General features: G+C 39.6%; 22 protein-coding genes. 10 read left to right on the top strand and 12 right to left on the bottom strand.

The features are described from left to right. The first annotated feature begins 34 nt into the window (after window positions 1–34). Complete coding sequence (locus tag SU86_RS04310) at window positions 35–457, top strand: cobalamin B12-binding domain-containing protein (protein WP_048187719.1); 423 nt, start codon at window positions 35–37, stop codon at window positions 455–457. Between the two features lie 4 nt (window positions 458–461). Here SU86_RS04310 and ilvC read toward each other — a convergent pair whose 3' ends face one another. From ilvC to SU86_RS04280, 6 genes are all read right to left on the bottom strand, one after another. After that, entirely contained in the window at window positions 462–1,460 is a 999-nt protein-coding gene (gene ilvC / locus SU86_RS04305; protein ID WP_048187718.1) for a ketol-acid reductoisomerase, read from the bottom strand. Between the two features lie 188 nt (window positions 1,461–1,648). Then, a complete protein-coding gene (locus SU86_RS04300) occupies window positions 1,649–2,689 on the bottom strand; it encodes a hypothetical protein (protein ID WP_048187717.1) in 1,041 nt (346 codons plus the stop codon). A gap of 46 nt (window positions 2,690–2,735) precedes the next feature. Then, window positions 2,736–3,656: an EF-Tu/IF-2/RF-3 family GTPase gene (locus tag SU86_RS04295; RefSeq protein WP_048189183.1), complete on the bottom strand. Its 921-nt coding sequence runs from the start codon at window positions 3,654–3,656 to the stop codon at window positions 2,736–2,738. A 36-nt stretch (window positions 3,657–3,692) separates the two neighbouring features. Continuing rightward, on the bottom strand, window positions 3,693–4,442 hold the full coding sequence (locus SU86_RS04290; RefSeq protein WP_048187716.1) for a DUF726 domain-containing protein: 750 nt from the start codon (window positions 4,440–4,442) through the stop codon (window positions 3,693–3,695). Next, window positions 4,429–6,075: a methionine--tRNA ligase gene (metG, locus tag SU86_RS04285; RefSeq protein ID WP_048187715.1), complete on the bottom strand. Its 1,647-nt coding sequence runs from the start codon at window positions 6,073–6,075 to the stop codon at window positions 4,429–4,431. The genes SU86_RS04290 and metG overlap by 14 nt, the downstream gene beginning before the upstream one ends. A 35-nt stretch (window positions 6,076–6,110) precedes the next feature. Further along, the gene (locus tag SU86_RS04280) at window positions 6,111–7,349 is read right to left on the bottom strand and encodes an adenosylhomocysteinase (protein ID WP_048189182.1); all 1,239 of its coding nucleotides are present in this window, start codon (window positions 7,347–7,349) and stop codon (window positions 6,111–6,113) included. Between the two features lie 85 nt (window positions 7,350–7,434). Here SU86_RS04280 and SU86_RS04275 point away from each other — a divergent pair, with 85 nt between their 5' ends. Genes SU86_RS04275 through cysS form a run of 3 tightly spaced genes read left to right on the top strand, consistent with a single transcriptional unit; the run spans window position 7,435 to window position 9,961 of the window. Continuing rightward, the gene (locus SU86_RS04275) at window positions 7,435–7,737 is read left to right on the top strand and encodes a Rieske (2Fe-2S) protein (protein ID WP_048189181.1); all 303 of its coding nucleotides are present in this window, start codon (window positions 7,435–7,437) and stop codon (window positions 7,735–7,737) included. A 42-nt stretch (window positions 7,738–7,779) separates the two neighbouring features. Then, on the top strand, window positions 7,780–8,562 hold the full coding sequence (locus tag SU86_RS04270; RefSeq protein ID WP_048187714.1) for an NAD+ synthase: 783 nt from the start codon (window positions 7,780–7,782) through the stop codon (window positions 8,560–8,562). 10 nt (window positions 8,563–8,572) lie between these two features. Further along, on the top strand, window positions 8,573–9,961 hold the full coding sequence (gene cysS, locus SU86_RS04265) for a cysteine--tRNA ligase (protein ID WP_048187713.1): 1,389 nt from the start codon (window positions 8,573–8,575) through the stop codon (window positions 9,959–9,961). Here cysS and ychF read toward each other — a convergent pair. Genes ychF through SU86_RS04250 form a run of 3 tightly spaced genes read right to left on the bottom strand, consistent with a single transcriptional unit; the run spans window position 9,958 to window position 12,004 of the window. After that, window positions 9,958–11,181, bottom strand: a complete 1,224-nt coding sequence (ychF, locus tag SU86_RS04260) for a YchF-related putative GTPase (RefSeq protein ID WP_048187712.1) — start codon at window positions 11,179–11,181, stop codon at window positions 9,958–9,960. The two genes, cysS and ychF, sit on opposite strands and share 4 nt — an antisense overlap. Before the next feature lie 41 nt (window positions 11,182–11,222). Further along, entirely contained in the window at window positions 11,223–11,594 is a 372-nt protein-coding gene (locus tag SU86_RS04255) for a hypothetical protein (RefSeq protein ID WP_048187711.1), read from the bottom strand. Further along, window positions 11,594–12,004 (bottom strand): CoA-binding protein, encoded by a 411-nt coding sequence (locus SU86_RS04250; protein ID WP_048187710.1) that lies wholly within the window; start codon window positions 12,002–12,004, stop codon window positions 11,594–11,596. Before SU86_RS04250 ends, SU86_RS04255 begins: the two co-directional genes overlap by 1 nt. Window positions 12,005–12,075: 71 nt before the next feature. Between SU86_RS04250 and SU86_RS04245 the strand changes: the two genes are divergently transcribed. Continuing rightward, window positions 12,076–12,618, top strand: coding sequence for a helix-turn-helix domain-containing protein (locus tag SU86_RS04245; RefSeq protein ID WP_048187709.1), 543 nt, complete (start codon window positions 12,076–12,078; stop codon window positions 12,616–12,618). 27 nt (window positions 12,619–12,645) lie between these two features. Further along, a complete protein-coding gene (locus tag SU86_RS04240; RefSeq protein ID WP_048187708.1) occupies window positions 12,646–13,647 on the top strand; it encodes a biotin--[acetyl-CoA-carboxylase] ligase in 1,002 nt (333 codons plus the stop codon). Here SU86_RS04240 and SU86_RS04235 read toward each other — a convergent pair. After that, window positions 13,644–13,979 carry a hypothetical protein gene (locus tag SU86_RS04235; RefSeq protein ID WP_048189179.1) on the bottom strand — a complete coding sequence of 112 codons (336 nt, stop codon included), beginning with the start codon at window positions 13,977–13,979 and terminating at the stop codon, window positions 13,644–13,646. The genes SU86_RS04240 and SU86_RS04235 overlap by 4 nt on opposite strands. Before the next feature lie 9 nt (window positions 13,980–13,988). Between SU86_RS04235 and SU86_RS04230 the strand changes: the two genes are divergently transcribed. Beyond that, entirely contained in the window at window positions 13,989–15,107 is a 1,119-nt protein-coding gene (locus tag SU86_RS04230; protein WP_048187707.1) for a matrixin family metalloprotease, read from the top strand. Here the strand turns inward: SU86_RS04230 and SU86_RS04225 are convergent. Further along, window positions 15,100–15,372 (bottom strand): hypothetical protein, encoded by a 273-nt coding sequence (locus tag SU86_RS04225; RefSeq protein ID WP_048187706.1) that lies wholly within the window; start codon window positions 15,370–15,372, stop codon window positions 15,100–15,102. The two genes, SU86_RS04230 and SU86_RS04225, sit on opposite strands and share 8 nt — an antisense overlap. Beyond that, a complete protein-coding gene (locus tag SU86_RS04220) occupies window positions 15,369–16,199 on the bottom strand; it encodes a TrmB family transcriptional regulator (protein ID WP_048187705.1) in 831 nt (276 codons plus the stop codon). The genes SU86_RS04225 and SU86_RS04220 overlap by 4 nt, the downstream gene beginning before the upstream one ends. 140 nt (window positions 16,200–16,339) lie before the next feature. Between SU86_RS04220 and SU86_RS04215 the strand changes: the two genes are divergently transcribed. The 3 genes from SU86_RS04215 (at window position 16,340) to SU86_RS04205 (ending at window position 18,055) form a co-directional block, all read left to right on the top strand. Further along, the gene (locus SU86_RS04215; protein WP_048187704.1) at window positions 16,340–16,708 is read left to right on the top strand and encodes a hypothetical protein; all 369 of its coding nucleotides are present in this window, start codon (window positions 16,340–16,342) and stop codon (window positions 16,706–16,708) included. Window positions 16,709–16,821: 113 nt separating this feature from the next. Further along, the gene (locus tag SU86_RS04210; RefSeq protein ID WP_048187703.1) at window positions 16,822–17,721 is read left to right on the top strand and encodes a transcription initiation factor IIB; all 900 of its coding nucleotides are present in this window, start codon (window positions 16,822–16,824) and stop codon (window positions 17,719–17,721) included. 37 nt (window positions 17,722–17,758) lie between these two features. After that, on the top strand, window positions 17,759–18,055 hold the full coding sequence (locus SU86_RS04205) for a DUF7508 domain-containing protein (protein WP_052755489.1): 297 nt from the start codon (window positions 17,759–17,761) through the stop codon (window positions 18,053–18,055). Window positions 18,056–18,069: the final 14 nt, after the last annotated feature.

Raw genomic sequence — 18,069 nt, 5'->3', positions numbered from 1 at the left:
AGTTTTTAAAATGCGATACGGTAACTAGTCTCAGATGAAGCAAAAACTTGCCACTCGTCGAGTCAAGATTCTTGTAGCAAAACTAGGCCTTGATGGTCATGATAGAGGGGCGTTGGTTTTGTGCAGGGCATTCCGAGACGCAGGAATGGAGGTAATTTATTCGGGTTTGTTTGCCACGCCTGAGAGAATCGCCCAAATATCAGAGGATGAAGATGTAGATGCAGTTGCACTCAGCCTACTAAATGGTGCGCACAATACGCTATTTCCAAGGGTTGTAAAAGAACTACAAAAGAAAGGCCTCAAAGACGTCCTAGTTGTGGGCGGTGGAGTAATTCCAGAAGAAGACAAAAAGGGCTTGGAAAAATCAGGAGTCTCCAAAGTATTTGGTCCAGGATCACCATTGCCGGCAATCATAGAGCACATCAATTCAGGCGTTGCAAAACTAAGAAAAATCTAAAATCTTATTCTTTGGAATCCGGCCACATCATCTTTCGCATTTGCTTGCCAACTTGCTCGATTTGGTGAGATTCAAGTTGCTTCATGTATCTATCAAATGCATTCTTGCCATTCTTTTTGTATTCCGAGATCCATTCTTCATTAAACGTACCGTCTTGGATCATGTCTAGTACTTTTTTCATCTTTGCCTTGCTTTCCTTATCCATAACCATTGGGCCACGTGTAAGACCACCATACCTTGCAGTTTCAGATACTCGCCTCCACATGCCATTGATGCCATATTTTTGAATCATATCAACTATGAGCTTCAACTCATGTAAGACCTCAAAGTATGCAATTTCCGGCTGATAGCCAGCCTCAACTAGAGTTTCAAATGCGTTTGTAACCATTGATGCACATCCTCCGCAAAGATCAGCCTGTTCTCCAAACCAATCAGTTTCAACTTCTTCTTTGAATGTTGTTTGGATTAATCCCGCTCTTGCAGAACCAATTCCTTTTCCAATTCCCAGTACTCGCTCCCATGCCTTACCGGTTTTGTCTTGATATACTGCGACTATGGCAGGTGTACCAAATCCTTCTTGGTATGTTTCACGTACCTTAGAGCCTGGGCCTTTTGGTGCAACCATAATAACATCGACATTGTCTGGTGCCTTGATCCAGTTCCATTGGATGGCAGCTGCATGTGAAAATGATAATGCCTTGCCAGCAGAAAGGTTTGATTGGATTTCATCTTTGTAGACTTGGGATTGTATCATGTCAGGAAGTAAAATGTGAATAATATCGCCTTTTTTTGTAGCCTCTGCAACGGACATTACAGTATGGCCATCTGCTTTTGCCTTGTTCCAGGTTTGGCTTCCTTCTTTTAGGCCAACTATTACTTTGAGTCCGGAATCTCTGAGATTGTTTGCCTGAGCATCACCTTGTATTCCATAACCAATTACCGCAATTGTCTGATCTTTAATGGGAGCTAAATCAATATCAGTATCTTTCCATGTCTTTGCCATGATTTGATTTCAAAATAAACACAATAAAAACCATCAAAAATCAAATTGAGATTATTTTCCCGCATGAGAGGCATCGCACGCGCACCGCGTCGTTCCCTCCCAATCGCTCAAATTTCTTAGAGCCACAAGATGAGCAAATCGGGCAGGCACGAAGTCCTTTCATGGTTTGACATGGCCTGATATTGTAATTAATTATTCTTGAGTGTTGGTTTTACTTGCTGATCGCTTGGTTTTTTTGCCTTTTTTGTCTTTTTGAGTTTTTCAGACTTGTCCGAGTCTTTTTTCTTCTCAGATATGATTTTGGATTTTGTAGACTTTTCGGTTTGTTGTGATATCTGGCTATTTGGTGAGACGACATCCATGTTTGTTGGAGTACAGATATGGATTACGCCTGCATATTTTTCTTGTAATTGGCGCCATTCCTTTACTTCAACTGCCCCATCAAAGTGCTGTTTCATGTAAGTATCCCAAGAATCAGTTGTCTTGCCAGCATCAGCATGTAGTTTCCACTCGGAGTAGAGCCGTTCTTTTAGTGCGGTAACCTTACCATCAGACTCCAATAGTGTCTTTTTTGCAATTTTTAATTCTGATTCGTTGCAACCAGAAGGAATTTGAAGAGTTTTTGGCACAACTGCAACTGACTCAGATTGACAATACTGGACTAGATTTCCATATTTTGCCTGGATATTTTGGTATTCTAATGCTTCAGATGAAGAGTAAAGGTTTTCTTTGGCATATTGATCCCATGAATTCGAGTATTTTCCTGATTTTGATAATGATTCCCATTCTTTGTAGTATTTTTCTTTGGCAGCAATCATTTTTTGCTCAATTGTAAAAAATGTCTTTTTAATATTTTGATAATTGGTATTATCGCAATCTTTTTTCTTTGAATCAGAGTATTCCGGTTTGAGTGCGCCATACTGGGGACATTTTTGATCAATTTCGGCATATTTCTGACGGAGTGCTTGGATTTCTTTTACTTCAGAAGAGTCAATGAATTTTTGTGCAAATTCTTCCCAACTACCAGAGTATTGCCCAGATTTACTCACGGATTCCCACTCGGCATATGCTTTTTTCTTTAGCTCCAAGTATTTTCTATCAAGGCTTTCAATCTGTTTTTTTGCATCAGATGCAGCCTTGCATTCAACAGATTCGGACTGGGCAAATCCTGTGACTAATGTGCCAGTAAACAAGGTAATTGCCATCAAAAACCCAAGAATTATTTGCATTATTCAGATCAAGAAAATTTTCTATTTAACAATTAGGTATGATTTTTTATTTTATTGTGCCGCTACCCAACAGTCTGATGCTAGTCGACTCTGGTTTTAGTATGACGCAAATGTCTCCTTTGTTGTACAATACGGGTTTTTCGAGTGTGAGTTTTAGTGGTGAAATGGATAAGAATTTGGCTGGCTTTATCTGCAAACCCACATTGATTAGGCACATTTGGTTTGGTGCAATATCTCCCTTGTAAAATGGGCTTTTTGCAAAATCAATCTCGATTTCTGTAGAGATTTGCTCGGGGCCTGGCGCGCATAATACATCCCCACGGCCTACTTGATCTGGACTTACACCTTTTACCGCAAGACCAACTCTTCCCGGCGATACTGCCTCATCAACCGGATCGTCATGCATTTGAATGGATTTTATCAAAACATCAATTCCGGCAGGTAACAATTTCAGAGTATCATATTGCTTGATCTTTCCCTGTTCTACCTTACCAAGTATGACAGTGCCAACACCTTTGACATCAAAGCAATGATCAATTACCACCCTAGCATTGCCTTCTTTTGATATTTGTGAAAGTTTGTCTGACTCTTCCTTGATTTTATCTTGGGTAATTCTTGGATAGTTGACAAGTACCGTATTTTTTATCATGGTGTTTAGCGTATTTTCATCAACATCATACGTATGGGACAATAGTCCATTCTTTTTTTGCAACATATCAAGTGCAATTATTTGCTCACCTACGAACTTGTCTAACTTGTTTACATGAAATATTACGTATTCAGCCAAATTGATTACTTGTAATAGTGGTTGAACCTTGTCTGGAAAGCCGCTAGGTGTTGTGTATGTTCTAATCACACCTGCCTCTTTTTTGTCATACATTGTCATGTCTGTGGCAGTCCCTTTCTTTCCAAGGCTTGCCGCTACCTCTTGGTCCCCCAATACCACAAAATTAACAGAGTCTGCCATCATACAGCCTCGCAATCACTTCAATATATTCACAGATTATGGGAATGATTTCAAAACTTGGGCATAGCTGAGAAAGCGATGGTTTTGCGGCCTGACGTGTTTTTGCGAATATTTAGGTACGGATTTGCCTTGAATTCCACCATATCCAATTGGTTGTGGGATCAGGCCTTGCTCATACGCATATTTTAGAACCAGATCAGATTTGCTATAATAATTGACAAATTTCTGAGATATTGTTTTTTGTAATAGATTTACCTTGTTTTGTTGGCTTAATAGATTAGATGGGATCGATGCGCCAAAGATATGCACGGATTCAACGAGTTTTCGGCTTCCAAGTTTTTCCAGTGTAGAGATTATCACTTGAGAGCCAAGAGAGTGTCCAACTAGTCGGATCTTTAGTTTGGGAAATCTTTTTTTGGTGTTTATCAAAAACTGCGACAAATTGTATCCATTTTTCTTGGCAATCAACACTCCAACATTTGTTGCCTTTTGTTCTTGAGATTTGTACTGAACACCTCTGGTATTGGAATCATAGCTAAACCCAACTACAGGATGCAGGTATCCAAGTTGAGTCAGGCGTTGTTTTGCAATGCGAAATTTTGTTAATGCTCCAGACTGGTCATTACGTAGTCCATGAATCATTATTGTTATTTCTGGCACCACATCCAACTCATCAAAGAATTTTTTTGGATACAGATCGTATTGTTTGCTCTTTTTTGTCTTGCCACTATTCAAATCATAGAATCCACGGGTTGAAATTCTTGGAATTCGTTTATTTTGTTTCAAATTTCTCTTTGCGTTTTTTTATGTCCGCATCTTCGACTCGAGCAAATATCGGGTTTATCTCGCCTAGTCTGTGTCCCGATTGTAATCCAATCTCCGAGATTGCCTTCCAAGGTTTGTCTTTTACATTACCATTCATCCCAAGCTGCTCCCAGACCTTTTGAGCAGATTTTGGCAAAAATGGGCACAGTGCTATTGATATTGAATAGACCGCGTTTGCTGCCAAAAACACGCATGTATTCGTGCCTGGCGCTTTCTTCCAAGGCTCTTTGTGCTGAAAGTACTGATTAAAGTACATTGAGAACTCCATTACCTTTTTCATTGCCCTATCAAGATGATTCTGTTCTAATAATGAGTACAGCTCTGTGGAAAAAGATTTGATCTTTGCTTCTGCTTCCTTGTCTTTTTCATCATAGTTATCAGTAGATGGAATTATTCCATCAAATGTCTTCTTTGTAAATCCCAATGCACGATTCACCAAATTGCCAAGGTTTCCAATCAATTCAGAGTTGATTCGCGTTGCAAAATCATCCCAATCAAAGTTTAGATCATCTTGCGAGTACGGATTAATCGATATCAAATAATATCTAAGATAGTCCGCTGGATAAAACTCGAGGAATTCCTTTAATCCAATGTACCAGTTTCTGCTTTTTGATATTTTCTTTGATTGTAGTGTTAGGTGTCCTCTGGTTGGGATGTAATCTGGCAGCTTGTACTCCGAGTCAATGCCTAGTCGCATTGCAGGCAAGAACAAATAATGATGGTACACAATATCCTTTCCAATGAAATGGTAAATGTCAGCAGAGTTCCAAAATTCTTTTCCATCTAGTCCTTTGTCCGATAAAAGCTTGATTGCGGATGAAATGTATGCCAAGTGGTTATCAAACCACCCATAGAATACCTTGGATTCATCGCCTGGAATTGGCACGCCCCAAGAGATATCTCGCGTAATGTCCCAATCGACCAGTCCCGTGCTAATCCAGTTTTGGACGTATTTTTTGACATCCTTTTGAAGTGTTTGGGTTTCATCAAGCCACTTGAAGAGTGAATCGCCAAAGTTTTTTAGCTTGAAAAAGTGATGTGTTGTTTTTTCCTTGGTTGGGACTGCTCCACAAATGGCACATTTTGGGTCGTTTATTTCCTCAGGTACACGCCCGCATTTTTCACACAGATCAGAGTACTGGTCTTGCGCCTGGCAGTGAGGACAAGTTCCTATTACATATCGATCAGGGAGGAATTTTTTGTCGTTTTTGCAGTAAAACTGGATTATTTCAGACTCGTAAATGTGCCCATTTTTCTTTAGTGTGTTGTAGACGTTTCTGACAAATGCCACATTCTCAGGGGAGCTGGTACGATAAAACAGATCAAAGCCAATATCAAATGATGAGAAATCCTCAAAATCACGTTTGTTCCAATGAGCAACATATTCCTGAGGTGTTTTCTTTTCTCGCTCGGCTGCAATAAGAATTGGAGTTCCGAAATCATCTGATGCGCAAATGTAATAGGCCTCAACACCATTCATCTTCAAAAATCGTGTAGTAACGTCTGCAGGCAGATACGTTGATGCAACATGTCCAAGATGAATCTCGCCATTTGCATATGGCAATGCGCTAGTGATGATTGCTTTTTGTCTCAATGAATAAATTTGAGTTTTGTATCTTAAGAAGCTTCTTACCAGTTATCTCTGTATGCTATCTGTTTTGGTGTGAGCTTGTCAATTTTAACATCAAATGCTCCCAATGCGTCTACTGCAATTTGAGTATCAATCTCAGAAGGAACTGTTATTACTTTTTTACCAATTTTTTTATGGTTTTTGAGAATATACAATACAGACAAGATTTGGTTAGAAAATGATTGTGCCATTACCTCTGGTGGGTGTCCTTCTGCGGCCACAAGGTTTGCCAGTCGTCCCTTGCCCACCAAGTAGACTTTTTTGCCATTTTGCAATGTACACTCATCCAGGTTTGGCCTTACTTCCTTGACGGATTTTGATTTGCTTAGCAAAAAGTCACTATCAATTTCAACATCAAAGTGTCCCACATTGCCCATCACTGCACCATCTTTCATTTTTAGAATGTGCTCTTTGGTTATGATATCACGCATGCCGGTGCATGTGATGAAAATATCCCCAATTTTGGCAGCATCAGACATTGTCATTACCTCAAAGCCATCCATGTGTGCTTCCAGTGCCTTTACAGGATCAACCTCTGTTACTATGACTTTGGAGCCCATTCCATGACTTCGAGCTGCCACGCCTTTGCCAACCCAGCCATATCCTGCAACCACCACTCTTTTTGATGCAAATAACAGATTCATTGCACGCAAGAATCCATCTATTGTGGATTGTCCAGTACCATATCGGTTATCAAACATGTGTTTTGTGTATGCTTCATTTACCAAAATTACAGGATAGCGTAGTTTTCCTTTTTTGTGCATTGCCATGATGCGATTAACACCTGCAGTTGTTTCTTCAGTAGAGCCAAGAATCTTCATGTTTTTGTATTTTTTATCAAAATGTAATTTGACATTCATGTCTGCACCATCATCAGTTACAATCAGTGGTTTATGGTCTAGGACTTGGTCAATGCACCAATCGTATTCTTCGTTGGTCTCACCATTCCAAGCATAAACATGGATTCCCTCTGATGCCAAAAATGCCGCAATATCATCCTGTGTAGTAAGTGGGTTTCCAGCACAGGCAGCAACATTTGCGCCAAGTTGTTTTGCACCCATCAAGAGAACAGATGTCTCTTTTGTGATATGGAGGCAAAATCCAAGCGTTATTCCCTTGAATGGTTGTGATTTCTTTAATCGATTAATGGTATTGTCCAAGATAGGCATGTGGCTTCGAGCCCACTCGTATGAAAGCTTGCCCTGATCTGCCAGACTTTCATCTTTTACTTTGCTCAACAGCGTACCACTCTGAGTTATATTAAAAAATCTTGTCATGAACAAAGAAGAAACTAAATATCTAACAAAATTTGTTCAGGTGAATATGGTCTGGAAAAAAGTAGCCGAAAAGGGCGACATCCCAGCTGGTAAAAGCAAAGAATACAACGTCGACGGAAAACGAATCGCAATATTCAACCAAGACGGCTATCACGCACTAGATGCACTGTGTGTACACCAAGACGGATCTATTGTTCCAGGCAAGCTTGAAGGATACATAGTGGAGTGCCCTTTGCACTTTTGGCATTATAATATCAAAACCGGCGAGCTGCTAGATTATCTCAAGGGTGTAAAACTGCAAAAATATCCAATAGAGGCAAGAAACGACGGAATCTACTTGGACGCATAACATACAATACAATTTTTAATCAACATAACAAAAACAAACTCTGTGAATCCAGACATACTATCAAGCATAACAAAACAAGACTATTCACAAATTCAAAAAAACATAGAATCATTCCTAAAAGAGCAACTCTCAAAGACAAACACAAAAGGATTTGTCTTTGGGTTAAGCGGTGGGATTGATTCCGCAGTGATTGCACACATTTGCGCAAATTCGTTTAAAGATAATTCACTTGCGATAATAATGCCAGACAGTAAAGTTTCGCCAAAAGATGAAACAGAAGATGCACTACATTTGGTGGATAGTCTGCACTTAAACTACAAATTGATTGACATTAATTTGATTCATTCTCAATTTGCAAATACTATAGAACCTGACCAGAGATCACTTGGAAATCTGAGAGCAAGAATCAGGGCCAACATACTATACTATTATGCAAATTTGAGCAATTACCTAGTCATTGGGTCTAGTGACAAATCCGAATACATGATCGGGTATTTTACAAAATTTGGAGACGGTAGTGCAGATATTTTGCCAATAGCATCATTATACAAGACACAGGTAAGGGAATTAGCAAAGCATCTGAGGATTAAAGATTCAATCATTGCAAAAAAAAGCAGCCCACACCTATGGCAGGGCCACTTGGCAGAAGAAGAATTAGGAATCCCATATGAGACAATTGATGTGATTTTACATTGTACGGTAGACAAGTCCATGTCGCCAGATGAGGCTGCAAAAACCACACAAATACCAATAGAGAAAATCCAAAAAATCCATCAAATGTACAAAAACAGTCAACACAAGAGAATAATGCCACCAAAACTCTGAGGAAATAGAGTTGAAGATCTACGATACGCTAACCACTAAAGAGCTAGAAGTAAATGCAGAAAACGTTAGAATCTACTTGTGTGGGGTCACAGTGTATGACGAATCCCACATAGGACATGCACGGACCATCATAATTTTTGATGTTCTCAGAAGATATTTGGAATCAAAGAATACACCAGTAAAATTTGTGCAAAACTTTACCGATGTGGATGACAAGATAATCAATCGGGCAAATACCGAGGGAATTCACCCACTTGAAATATCCAGACGATACATTGATCATTATTTTGAGGATTTTGATAGACTAAACATCAGACGTGCAACTGCCCATCCAAAGGCAACAGAACACATTTCAGAAATAATTGAGCTGATCAAAAAACTAGTAGATTCAGAATTTGCATACCTTTCTTTGAATGGTGTTTACTATTCAGTTACAAAATTTACCGAATATGGAAAATTATCAAAAAGAAAGACAGAAGATTTGATTTCCGGTGCGCGGGTACAAGTAGATGAGACAAAAAACGATGCACTGGATTTTGCATTATGGAAATTCTCAGATGCAGATCCAAATTGGCCCAGTCCATGGGGTAAAGGAAGGCCCGGATGGCACATCGAATGCTCTGCAATGAGCCTCAAGTATTTGGGAGAAGAGTTTGAGATACATGGTGGCGGACGCGACCTCATATTTCCACACCATGAAAATGAAATTGCACAGACAGAAGCAATCACAAACAGACCACTTGCCAAGCTATGGATGCACGTGGGAATGGTCACAATAAATGGGGAAAAAATGTCAAAATCTCTTGGAAACATTAGATCAGTAAGAAATGTTCTGGATAATTGGGGTCCAAACGTGATACGACTCTTTTGCATATCAGGTCATTATTCCAAGGCAATTGATTACTCGGAAGAATTACTAAAGGAGAACCTCATAAAATGGAGACAAGTCGAAACGGCATATTATGAAATGATAATGTCAGAAGGTACTGGACCGACTGATGAAATCACTATTCTGATCACAGAATGTAGATCAGAATTTGATTCTGCATTGGATTCGGACTTTAACACATCACTTGCCACAAACGCATTCTTCAAGTTGGTAAAAGGGATAAACAGAATAGCTGCATCAGAAGAAATGAGCAAATCTGTTGTCAACATAGCATTGCCAGAGTTTGAACGCATGCTAGACATTCTAGGATTACAAGTACAAAAAATAACAGAATCAGAAAAACAAACAATTACAGAACTATTACAAAAACGAGAATCACTGCGCGCACAAAAACAATATTCAGAGGCGGACAAAATTCGTGATCAGATTTCAGCACAAAACATAGTTTTGCTGGATCATAAAAACAAAACCATCTGGATGAAAAAAGAGAAAATAAAATCAGATATCTAGTGTTGTTTTTTTGTAGTGGATGCACTAACCAATGAGACCACATCGCGGTCACGTAATTGATAATCAGGCGGCAATCTCAGGTTATATCGAATGTCTTTTGCATAGAGCAATCCCTTTGTAAGACTAGTGTGAATTTCTTTTGCCAAGTCAGCAACTGTCGCCCCATCCTTTAGTAGGATCAGATCAGGCAAGACGTTACCCTTTTTGTCTGCTAATTTCTCTTCATCTGCAACTGGGTATACTGCATTCATCTTTAGCAATTTGAATACGGTAACATTGATTGCAAACTGCACACCAGTACGCATGTATTCTCCCATGATCTCTTTCGTGATAAAATCAAGTGCTCCCTTTTGTTTTTGAGACAGATCATCTGGCTTTTCAATATCAAACTGCTCAGAGCCAGGCGAGTATTTTATGAGGCCCTTTTGTTCTGCACGCCTCAGAGATAGCTCACTGTCCGCACTTGCAGGAACCACTATAGTATCATTGTAACGCTCCCGTAGCCTTGCAAAGTTTTTGTCTGCGCCTTCAACATCGATTTTGTTTGCCACAATTAGCGTGGGCTTTGATATTTTACGCAATACTGCAGCAAATTTTTTGCTTTCCTGAAATCCGATATCATCTAGCTCCTTGTCCTCAACATCAGCTGCTACAAGTGCCGATTTTACATGATAATTATTAACGCCAATTCCTCGATACAAATCCGCAATTGCAATTATTTTGTCAGTTCCAGCATGAATCGTCTTTGATACCTTGTCACGATTGCCTTCCAAGATTTTCAAATACCACATGATTAGTTCTTCCTCAATATCTGCAAAATCAGATATTGGATCACCTGCTCCAGCCTCAGATATCTTACCAGAAGAGTCGATTCCTCCAGAAACATCAACTACATGCAATAATGCATCAGACTGTGCCGCAACTGAGAGAAACTGGTTGCCAAGTCCTTTTCCCTGCCACGCGTCTTTGATCAAACCAGGCAGATCAATTAGCTCAATTGGGATATAGCGCCAACCATCAATACATCTCGAGTTTTTCGGATTATCAAATACATTAAATTCCGGATGGACACACAGTGTGACTGCGTTTGCAGTTGCAGATTCCGGTTTTTTTGTAGTAAATGGATATGTAGAGATTTCAGAGGATGACAGTGTGGCAGAATTGAAAAATGTAGTCTTGCCGGTATTAGTCTTGCCGATAATTCCTATCTTTATTGGCACAAATACAAGTATGGTTCATTGCTATTTATCTCTGACTAGATTTAGTGAGTGTGATCATTGTGAGGATTTTCAATTATTTTCTGACATGTGTTTTTTAGCTCATCAATTGACCAGGTAATCTCACTTAGCTCTTCCGGTGTGAGCTCCGAGTCCCATTTGTCCAGAGTTATTTTTGCTACTTGACATGCAGAATACAAAAGATTCCAATAGGGATGATGCTCGGCTGTAGTGTAAGCAAGCTCAGACATGTCTTCCAGTCCACTTTTTGCGCGGCCAAGCGAGCTCATATGTTCTCCAAATATACGAATTATTCCCTCGCGTAGATCAGGCTCTACTTTTATCAGAGTTCCATCTTTTGTGTGAGATTTTACTAGTTCCTGCAAAGAGTTGTAAAAATCATCAAAATCAGACATTAGAATAACCGCTGATGTTCCGCAAGCATGCATCGATTATACACTACTTGAATTCCTGCATTTCTTGCCAGATTTTCCGCTTCCTCGTTGTGTATTCCTTCCTGCAACCAGATCACCTTGGGCTTTTTCTTGATTGCCTCCTCAATTACTGGCAAGACCTGATCAGACGGCCTAAAAACATCCACAATGTCGATTTGTTCTTGTATGTCATCCAAACTAGCATGGCATTTTTTATCTAGAATTTGATCGGCAGTAGGATTGACTGGTATTACGTCATAGCCTTGCGACAAGAGGTATTTTGGGACATAATGAGCCGCCTTTTCTTCGTTTTTTGACATGCCAACTACAGCGACGGTTTTTAGCGATAAGATCTTGCGAATTTGATCATCTGTGTGGGAATCCACATCCATGCACATAACATTACATAATAGGATTATAATTTATTGGAAAATTCTTTATACACTATCTGCAAACCCACACCATGGAAGAAGAGCCAAAAGATGTTATTGTTTTGGGCGCAATTAGAAATGGCGCAAAAAAGTTTGATAAAATTAGATCAAAGACGGGAATTGATCCTCAAGAATTAAACAAAATATTAGAAAAATTGGAAGAGCGTGGACTAATCAAAGTTGAGAAAAAGAAGGGATTCTTGGGTGGAGAGAAAACTGAGCTCCAAATAACAGAGAAAGGAAACAACGAAGTGCAACAAAGGATTCATGAAATGGAACAAAAATGGAACCAGATGACACAACTGTACAAACTTGGAGACAAGAAAAAGCTCGAAGAGTTCATGGGCAATAACAAATCAGACTTTGCAATGATGATGTTCTTTGGCATAATGAACATGATGATGTTTTCCATGATGTTTTCCATGATTGGGGCATCAATGGGCAGCTATGTTCCAGCAGATCAGGTTCCACCAGGATCAGAAAATCAAATGTCCGATGCAGAGTCAGGCGGTGGAGACATGGGCGGAGATGGTGGTGCAGGCGATGGTGGATTTGACATCGACATAGGATTTTAAATCAACCATCATACCAACACATACAGTTTGCTTTACACATCAGATGAAAACCAAGGACTGGTTAAGGTTTTACAGTTTCTCAAGGCACATCGACTAGAACATCTCTCAGGTGAGGACCTAAGTGAGGTACTACACATCAGTCGGGTCGCAATCTGGAAACATATAAAAAAAATCCAATCACTTGGCTACAAAATAGAATCAAAACAAAATCTAGGATATCGACTAATTGATACAACAAACCTTTTGCTTCCCTGGGAGATAACGGAAGATCTCAAAACAAAACAAATAGGAAATAAGGTATACTATTTTGATTCTGTTGATTCAACACAAAGTTTTGCCACAAATATTGCAAAAAACCAAAACGAGTTTGGGGCAGTCATAATTGCTGAATCACAAACACTTGGCAAGGGTAGACTAGGCAGACAGTGGGTTTCTCCCAAAGGTGGAATATGGCTTTCAGTAATTTTGCAGCCAAAATTTGATATCTCAAAAATAACTCTGATTCCGTTTGCAGTTGCAATTGCACTATCAAACGCAATTGAAAAATCATTAAAAATAAAAACAGAACTAAAGTGGCCAAACGATCTCACAATACACGGAAAAAAAGTTGCGGGAATCATAATTGACGCATCGATTGAATCAACACGGATTGAGAGTATTGTTGTTGGAGTCGGGATTAATTTCAAAATAAAGCCAAAAGAAATTGAACACAAGATAAAACAAAAAGGGAATTTTTATGGAGTAGAGACACTGATCAAAGACGACAAAACAAAACCTGTAAAACTAGTCAAGACATTCCTAGAGGAGCTTGAAGGTATTTTGCAAGAACTGGAACAAGACAAGGCACAGTCAATCATCACACAGTGGACAAAAAGATCATCTACCATCGGAAGACAAATCACGATAAATTCATCAGGCACCAAAACAACAGGCAAGGCCATAAGACTAGATCGAGATGGAACACTGGTCATAAAATCAGGCACAAAGACAAGCTGGATAACGTCTGGGGATATTTCCCACCAGAACTAGTTCTTTTTTGTGGATTTCCTTGTTCTTTTGGGCTTGATATCGGTAGACTCCATCATTGAGGTCTCTTCTTTTAGGATGCTTTTGAGTTCGGATTGAATTGAAAACAGTGATGAGATTATCTGCTCCAATTGCTTCGTATACAAAACATAATCTGATATTAGTTCGGTCTTTTTTGCGTCGGTTTTGCTCAGGTATTCATTTAGGCGAATAGCATTGGTTGAGCCTATCATCTCTGTGAGTGGTTGGCTTGGCTCCCCCAGGCTAGCAAGATCGTCATGTGCCTTTTGGATTCGTATCTTTAATTCGCTCAAATTATTACCCAGTCCAAGCATGTTGATCACATGAAATATTTCGTTATAACCATTTTCTTGGTGTTTATCGTATTATCTATCCATGTAATACCTACTTTTGCAGACGACATAGCCAAAAATGCAAACACATCATACAAAGCGGCTGCAAAATATTTTGCAAAAGGCCAGTACAAAGAGGCCATCACACTATACGATAAGATCCTCAAGGATTACCCCAACCACAGCACAGTTCTCAAAATGAAAGGCGTTGCGCAAAGTAATCTAGGACAACACCAAAAGTCAATGTCTGATTTTTACAAGATATACCAAAAAAATCAAAAAGACATCACAGCGATGCTCGGTTTAGGTGTAGGATTTGGAAATTATGGCGAGTACGTGGAGGCAAAAAAATACTTTGATCAGGCATATTCTACATATCCAAACAACACGGTGGCAAAAAACTACAAAGAATATGCAGATAAGGTTATCAAAAAATACCCATACAAACCAACAGAAAAGCCAAAGAACTGGAGTGAAAAACCCACGCAAACGGTCTTTGAATCATACACTAGCAAGGTTGCAACCAAAGTCACAAAAGACAAGCGCTACATCGAGTACCCAAATCCAAGTTTTGATGTCATTAAAAAATTCCTAAGAGACTATGAGCGGTGGAATTTTGAGCAGCAAATAAAGACAGGATCATCAGGATTTCCAGATCCCAAAATAACACTGGAAAACGGCACATATGTCCTAAATTACAAGATTTTTGTAAACGCACAGCCACCAGGCTTGCCATTGGATCATGTCAGCACGCTAAACCAATCCACAAAGTTTTGGCAGGACCAGATATTTACCACACCTAATGGAAACGCCATCATCAAATTCTCACATGCTGATTCCAAATCAGATGCAAACATTTGGGTTACATGGACCGTAAGAAAATTAGGCGAGGGAGTCTTGGGTCATGCACACATTGGAAAAGGAGTAGTCGAAGTTGCACTAGGCGACTATAACTGTGATGGAAGTTTCCAATTGTATGATGTTGCGAGTGTAGAGAAGATAATGAGACACGAGTTAGGCCATGCAATAGGCCTTGGGCACTCTAATAACACTCAGAGTATCATGTATCCATCAATGAGTCCAAACTATGCCTATTGCCTGCTCAGCTAGTCTCTTGGCGTAGTTCCTCAACAAGTGTTTTTGTCTTTGTGATGGCACGAGTTATCATCTCAAAGTAGTCTCTTGTTTCCGAATCTACAAATTTTCCTAGGCGCAAATACAACATCTCGTTTGCATTTGTTATTATACAAATTGGGTCCACCAACTCATTTACCAAGTCTTCCTTTCTTTTTTGACGAAAATCCTTACTAGCAGAGTTTGTCTCAGAATTTTTCTGTTTTAGTGATTCACAGTGTACTGGTTTGTATCCCATCATTGTGATCTGACCTTCTTTGCCTTTGGCGCAACAAGAACCGCTGTTGGTTTGGATTTTGCCCACAACAATGTACAAAGACTGAACATGTTACTTACCATTTCGGCCGAGTTTGTGTGCATCACAGAATCATTCTCATCGTTTAGGTCCATTGATGTGTTTAATGCGCCAGACATGATGAGTTGCCTATTCTCCTCCACAATCATCCTGCTCTTTGATGGTAGCTTGCCCAAACGTACCTCACTTGGCTCCAATCTGTTGATGAACACCAATTCTTTCTCATTTGAGATCTCAGTCAGTATTCTTACCTCGGTGCCATTTTCTTTGATCATTTGGATTTTTTCAGGAATCGTAGTATGGTACATGCGCATAAAATCCTCAGGTGGACCAACCAAATACACCACACCTGTTGCCTTTTGTAGTAATTTGCCAATTCTGGAATAGATATTGGATCTGCCTTGGATTATCACAAATGAGGATATTTCCTGCATGTCAGTTTGCTTGACTATAACATCAATGTCCTCAACTATTTTTTGTGACAGGTTCTTCATGGTTATCATTTCATCCTGTTTTCTGTCCAGGATTACATTTAGTGCATCGACTGGTGGAATTGCAGAGCAAAGCGTCGGGTTTGAAAAAGTTGTACTAACAATTCCCATGTTTCTTAGTCGGTTCAGAGCGCGGTAAGTCTTGCCTCTATCTATGTCCAACTTGACAGACAGACTTCCAACGGACACTGGTCCAGTTTGGAGCAATCCCATGTATACTTTGGAATCGATTTCTTCCAGGCCAAAAAGACCCAGATGTTTGATGATTTCTTCGTGGTTCATTTTATTCCCCATATACCGATTCACGAATAAAATAATAGATCTTGTCTGTTCAAAACAGACAGACAGTCAGATATGTACGGTTATTTTTTGGGTTGGTTAATTTTGAAAATTATATAATTGCGTGTAATTGAGGCAAAACATTGGAGATTACAATAGAGCCTTGGAAGAAGCTCATAATACACGAAGTAATAGAATATAGCTTTGATGACTGGATGACTCAGATAGCATTCAGCAGTAAAACAGCTGGAGGCGCAATACCTACCATTAACTGGGCAAATGGAATAGTCTTTCAATCGTTCAATTTCCCAGACACAAACATCATAGTTGAAGAAAAACTCAAAGGTGTACTACACTGGTCATCGGTAATGTTTGCCATAAAAGAAAAGTATGAAAAACAACTAATCAAGGATAATGCGACAATAAATCTGATCGACGTTAGCGTAAATGAGATCTTCAAAAAACTTGCCGACAGACTAAAAGAACACTCTAAACAGAAATCACAAAATTAATTCCACGCTGTAATTCTATAAATCTAGAATATGTCTTAGCTTGACCTACATACAAATAATCATTGGAATTGTGTAAAACCCATAATAACTAAAAACGACCTATAGATACACTGATGGCCTCATCACAAAGAAAATGTCCTTCTTGCGCAAAAAACACCATACAGGCAGATGCCGTAACTGGTGAAATCTTTTGCAGAAATTGTGGCTATGTTGCCGCAGAAAAACTAGAAGAGTCAGGTCCAGAATGGAGATCATTTTCTAATGATGAATCAGACAAGAGTCGAGTCGGTGCAGCAACATCATTAACAATGCACGATATGGGACTATCCACAGTAATAGGAAGTGCTGACAAGGATGCAACGGGAAAACCACTTTCAGCATCAATGAAAAACTCCATTGAGCGCCTTAGAACTTGGGATAGTAGAACACAAGCGCATACATCTGCTGATAGAAACCTAAGGCAGGCACTAAACGAGCTTGGCAAAATGAAGGACAAGATGGGTTTGGCGGATGCAGTCATAGAAAAGGCAGCCTACATTTACCGAAAGGCAATGGAAAAAAAGCTAGTCAGGGGAAGATCCATTCATGGATTGATTGCCGCCTGCCTTTATGCGGCATGTAGAAACACCGAAACGCCAAGGACATTGGATGATGTGGCAGAAAGCATCAACATACGACGAAAAGACGTAGCTCGATGCTACAGGCTCATATACAAAGAACTGGACCTAAAGATGCCAGTAGCCGATCCAACCAAAGGAATTGCAAGAATTGCAAGCGTTGCAAATCTCTCTGAGAAGACCAAGCGAAAGGCAGCCGAGATACTAAACAAGGCAAAGATAATCGGAATGGTTGCAGGAAAAGATCCGATGGGCTTGGCAGCTGCCGCACTCTATTTGGCTTGTGTATCCAATGGTGAGATTAGATCGCAAAAAGACATCTCTGTTGCAGCGGGTGTTACCGAAGTCACAATAAGAAACCGATGTGTCGGACTAAAAGGTCTGCTAGATAAATAACATTCAGAATTTAAAGAAGTGTAATCAACGTGGAATCATGGCAGATAACATCACGTGGTCTGATTGGCTTGATTACAGCAAAGAGCAAATTTCAAAAACGCCGCAGGAATCTGGAGTATACATGATGCATGCAGCAATGAAGATTCTTTACATCGGGAACTCTGACAATCTAAGACAGACAATCCTAGAGTCACTAAATGATAACTGTACAAAAGATGCGAGACGATTTCGATATTCAGCAATCATAAATCACGAAGAAATCAAAACACAATTGCTAAAGGAGTACCAAGAAAAACACGATGGTAAATTGCCAAAATGTATGGAATCAGCTTAGCTAAAAACACGCGT

This window comes from Candidatus Nitrosotenuis cloacae (assembly GCF_000955905.1).
Lineage (GTDB): Archaea > Thermoproteota > Nitrososphaeria > Nitrososphaerales > Nitrosopumilaceae > Nitrosotenuis > Nitrosotenuis cloacae.
This window is presented reverse-complemented; position numbering and strand designations above follow the sequence as displayed.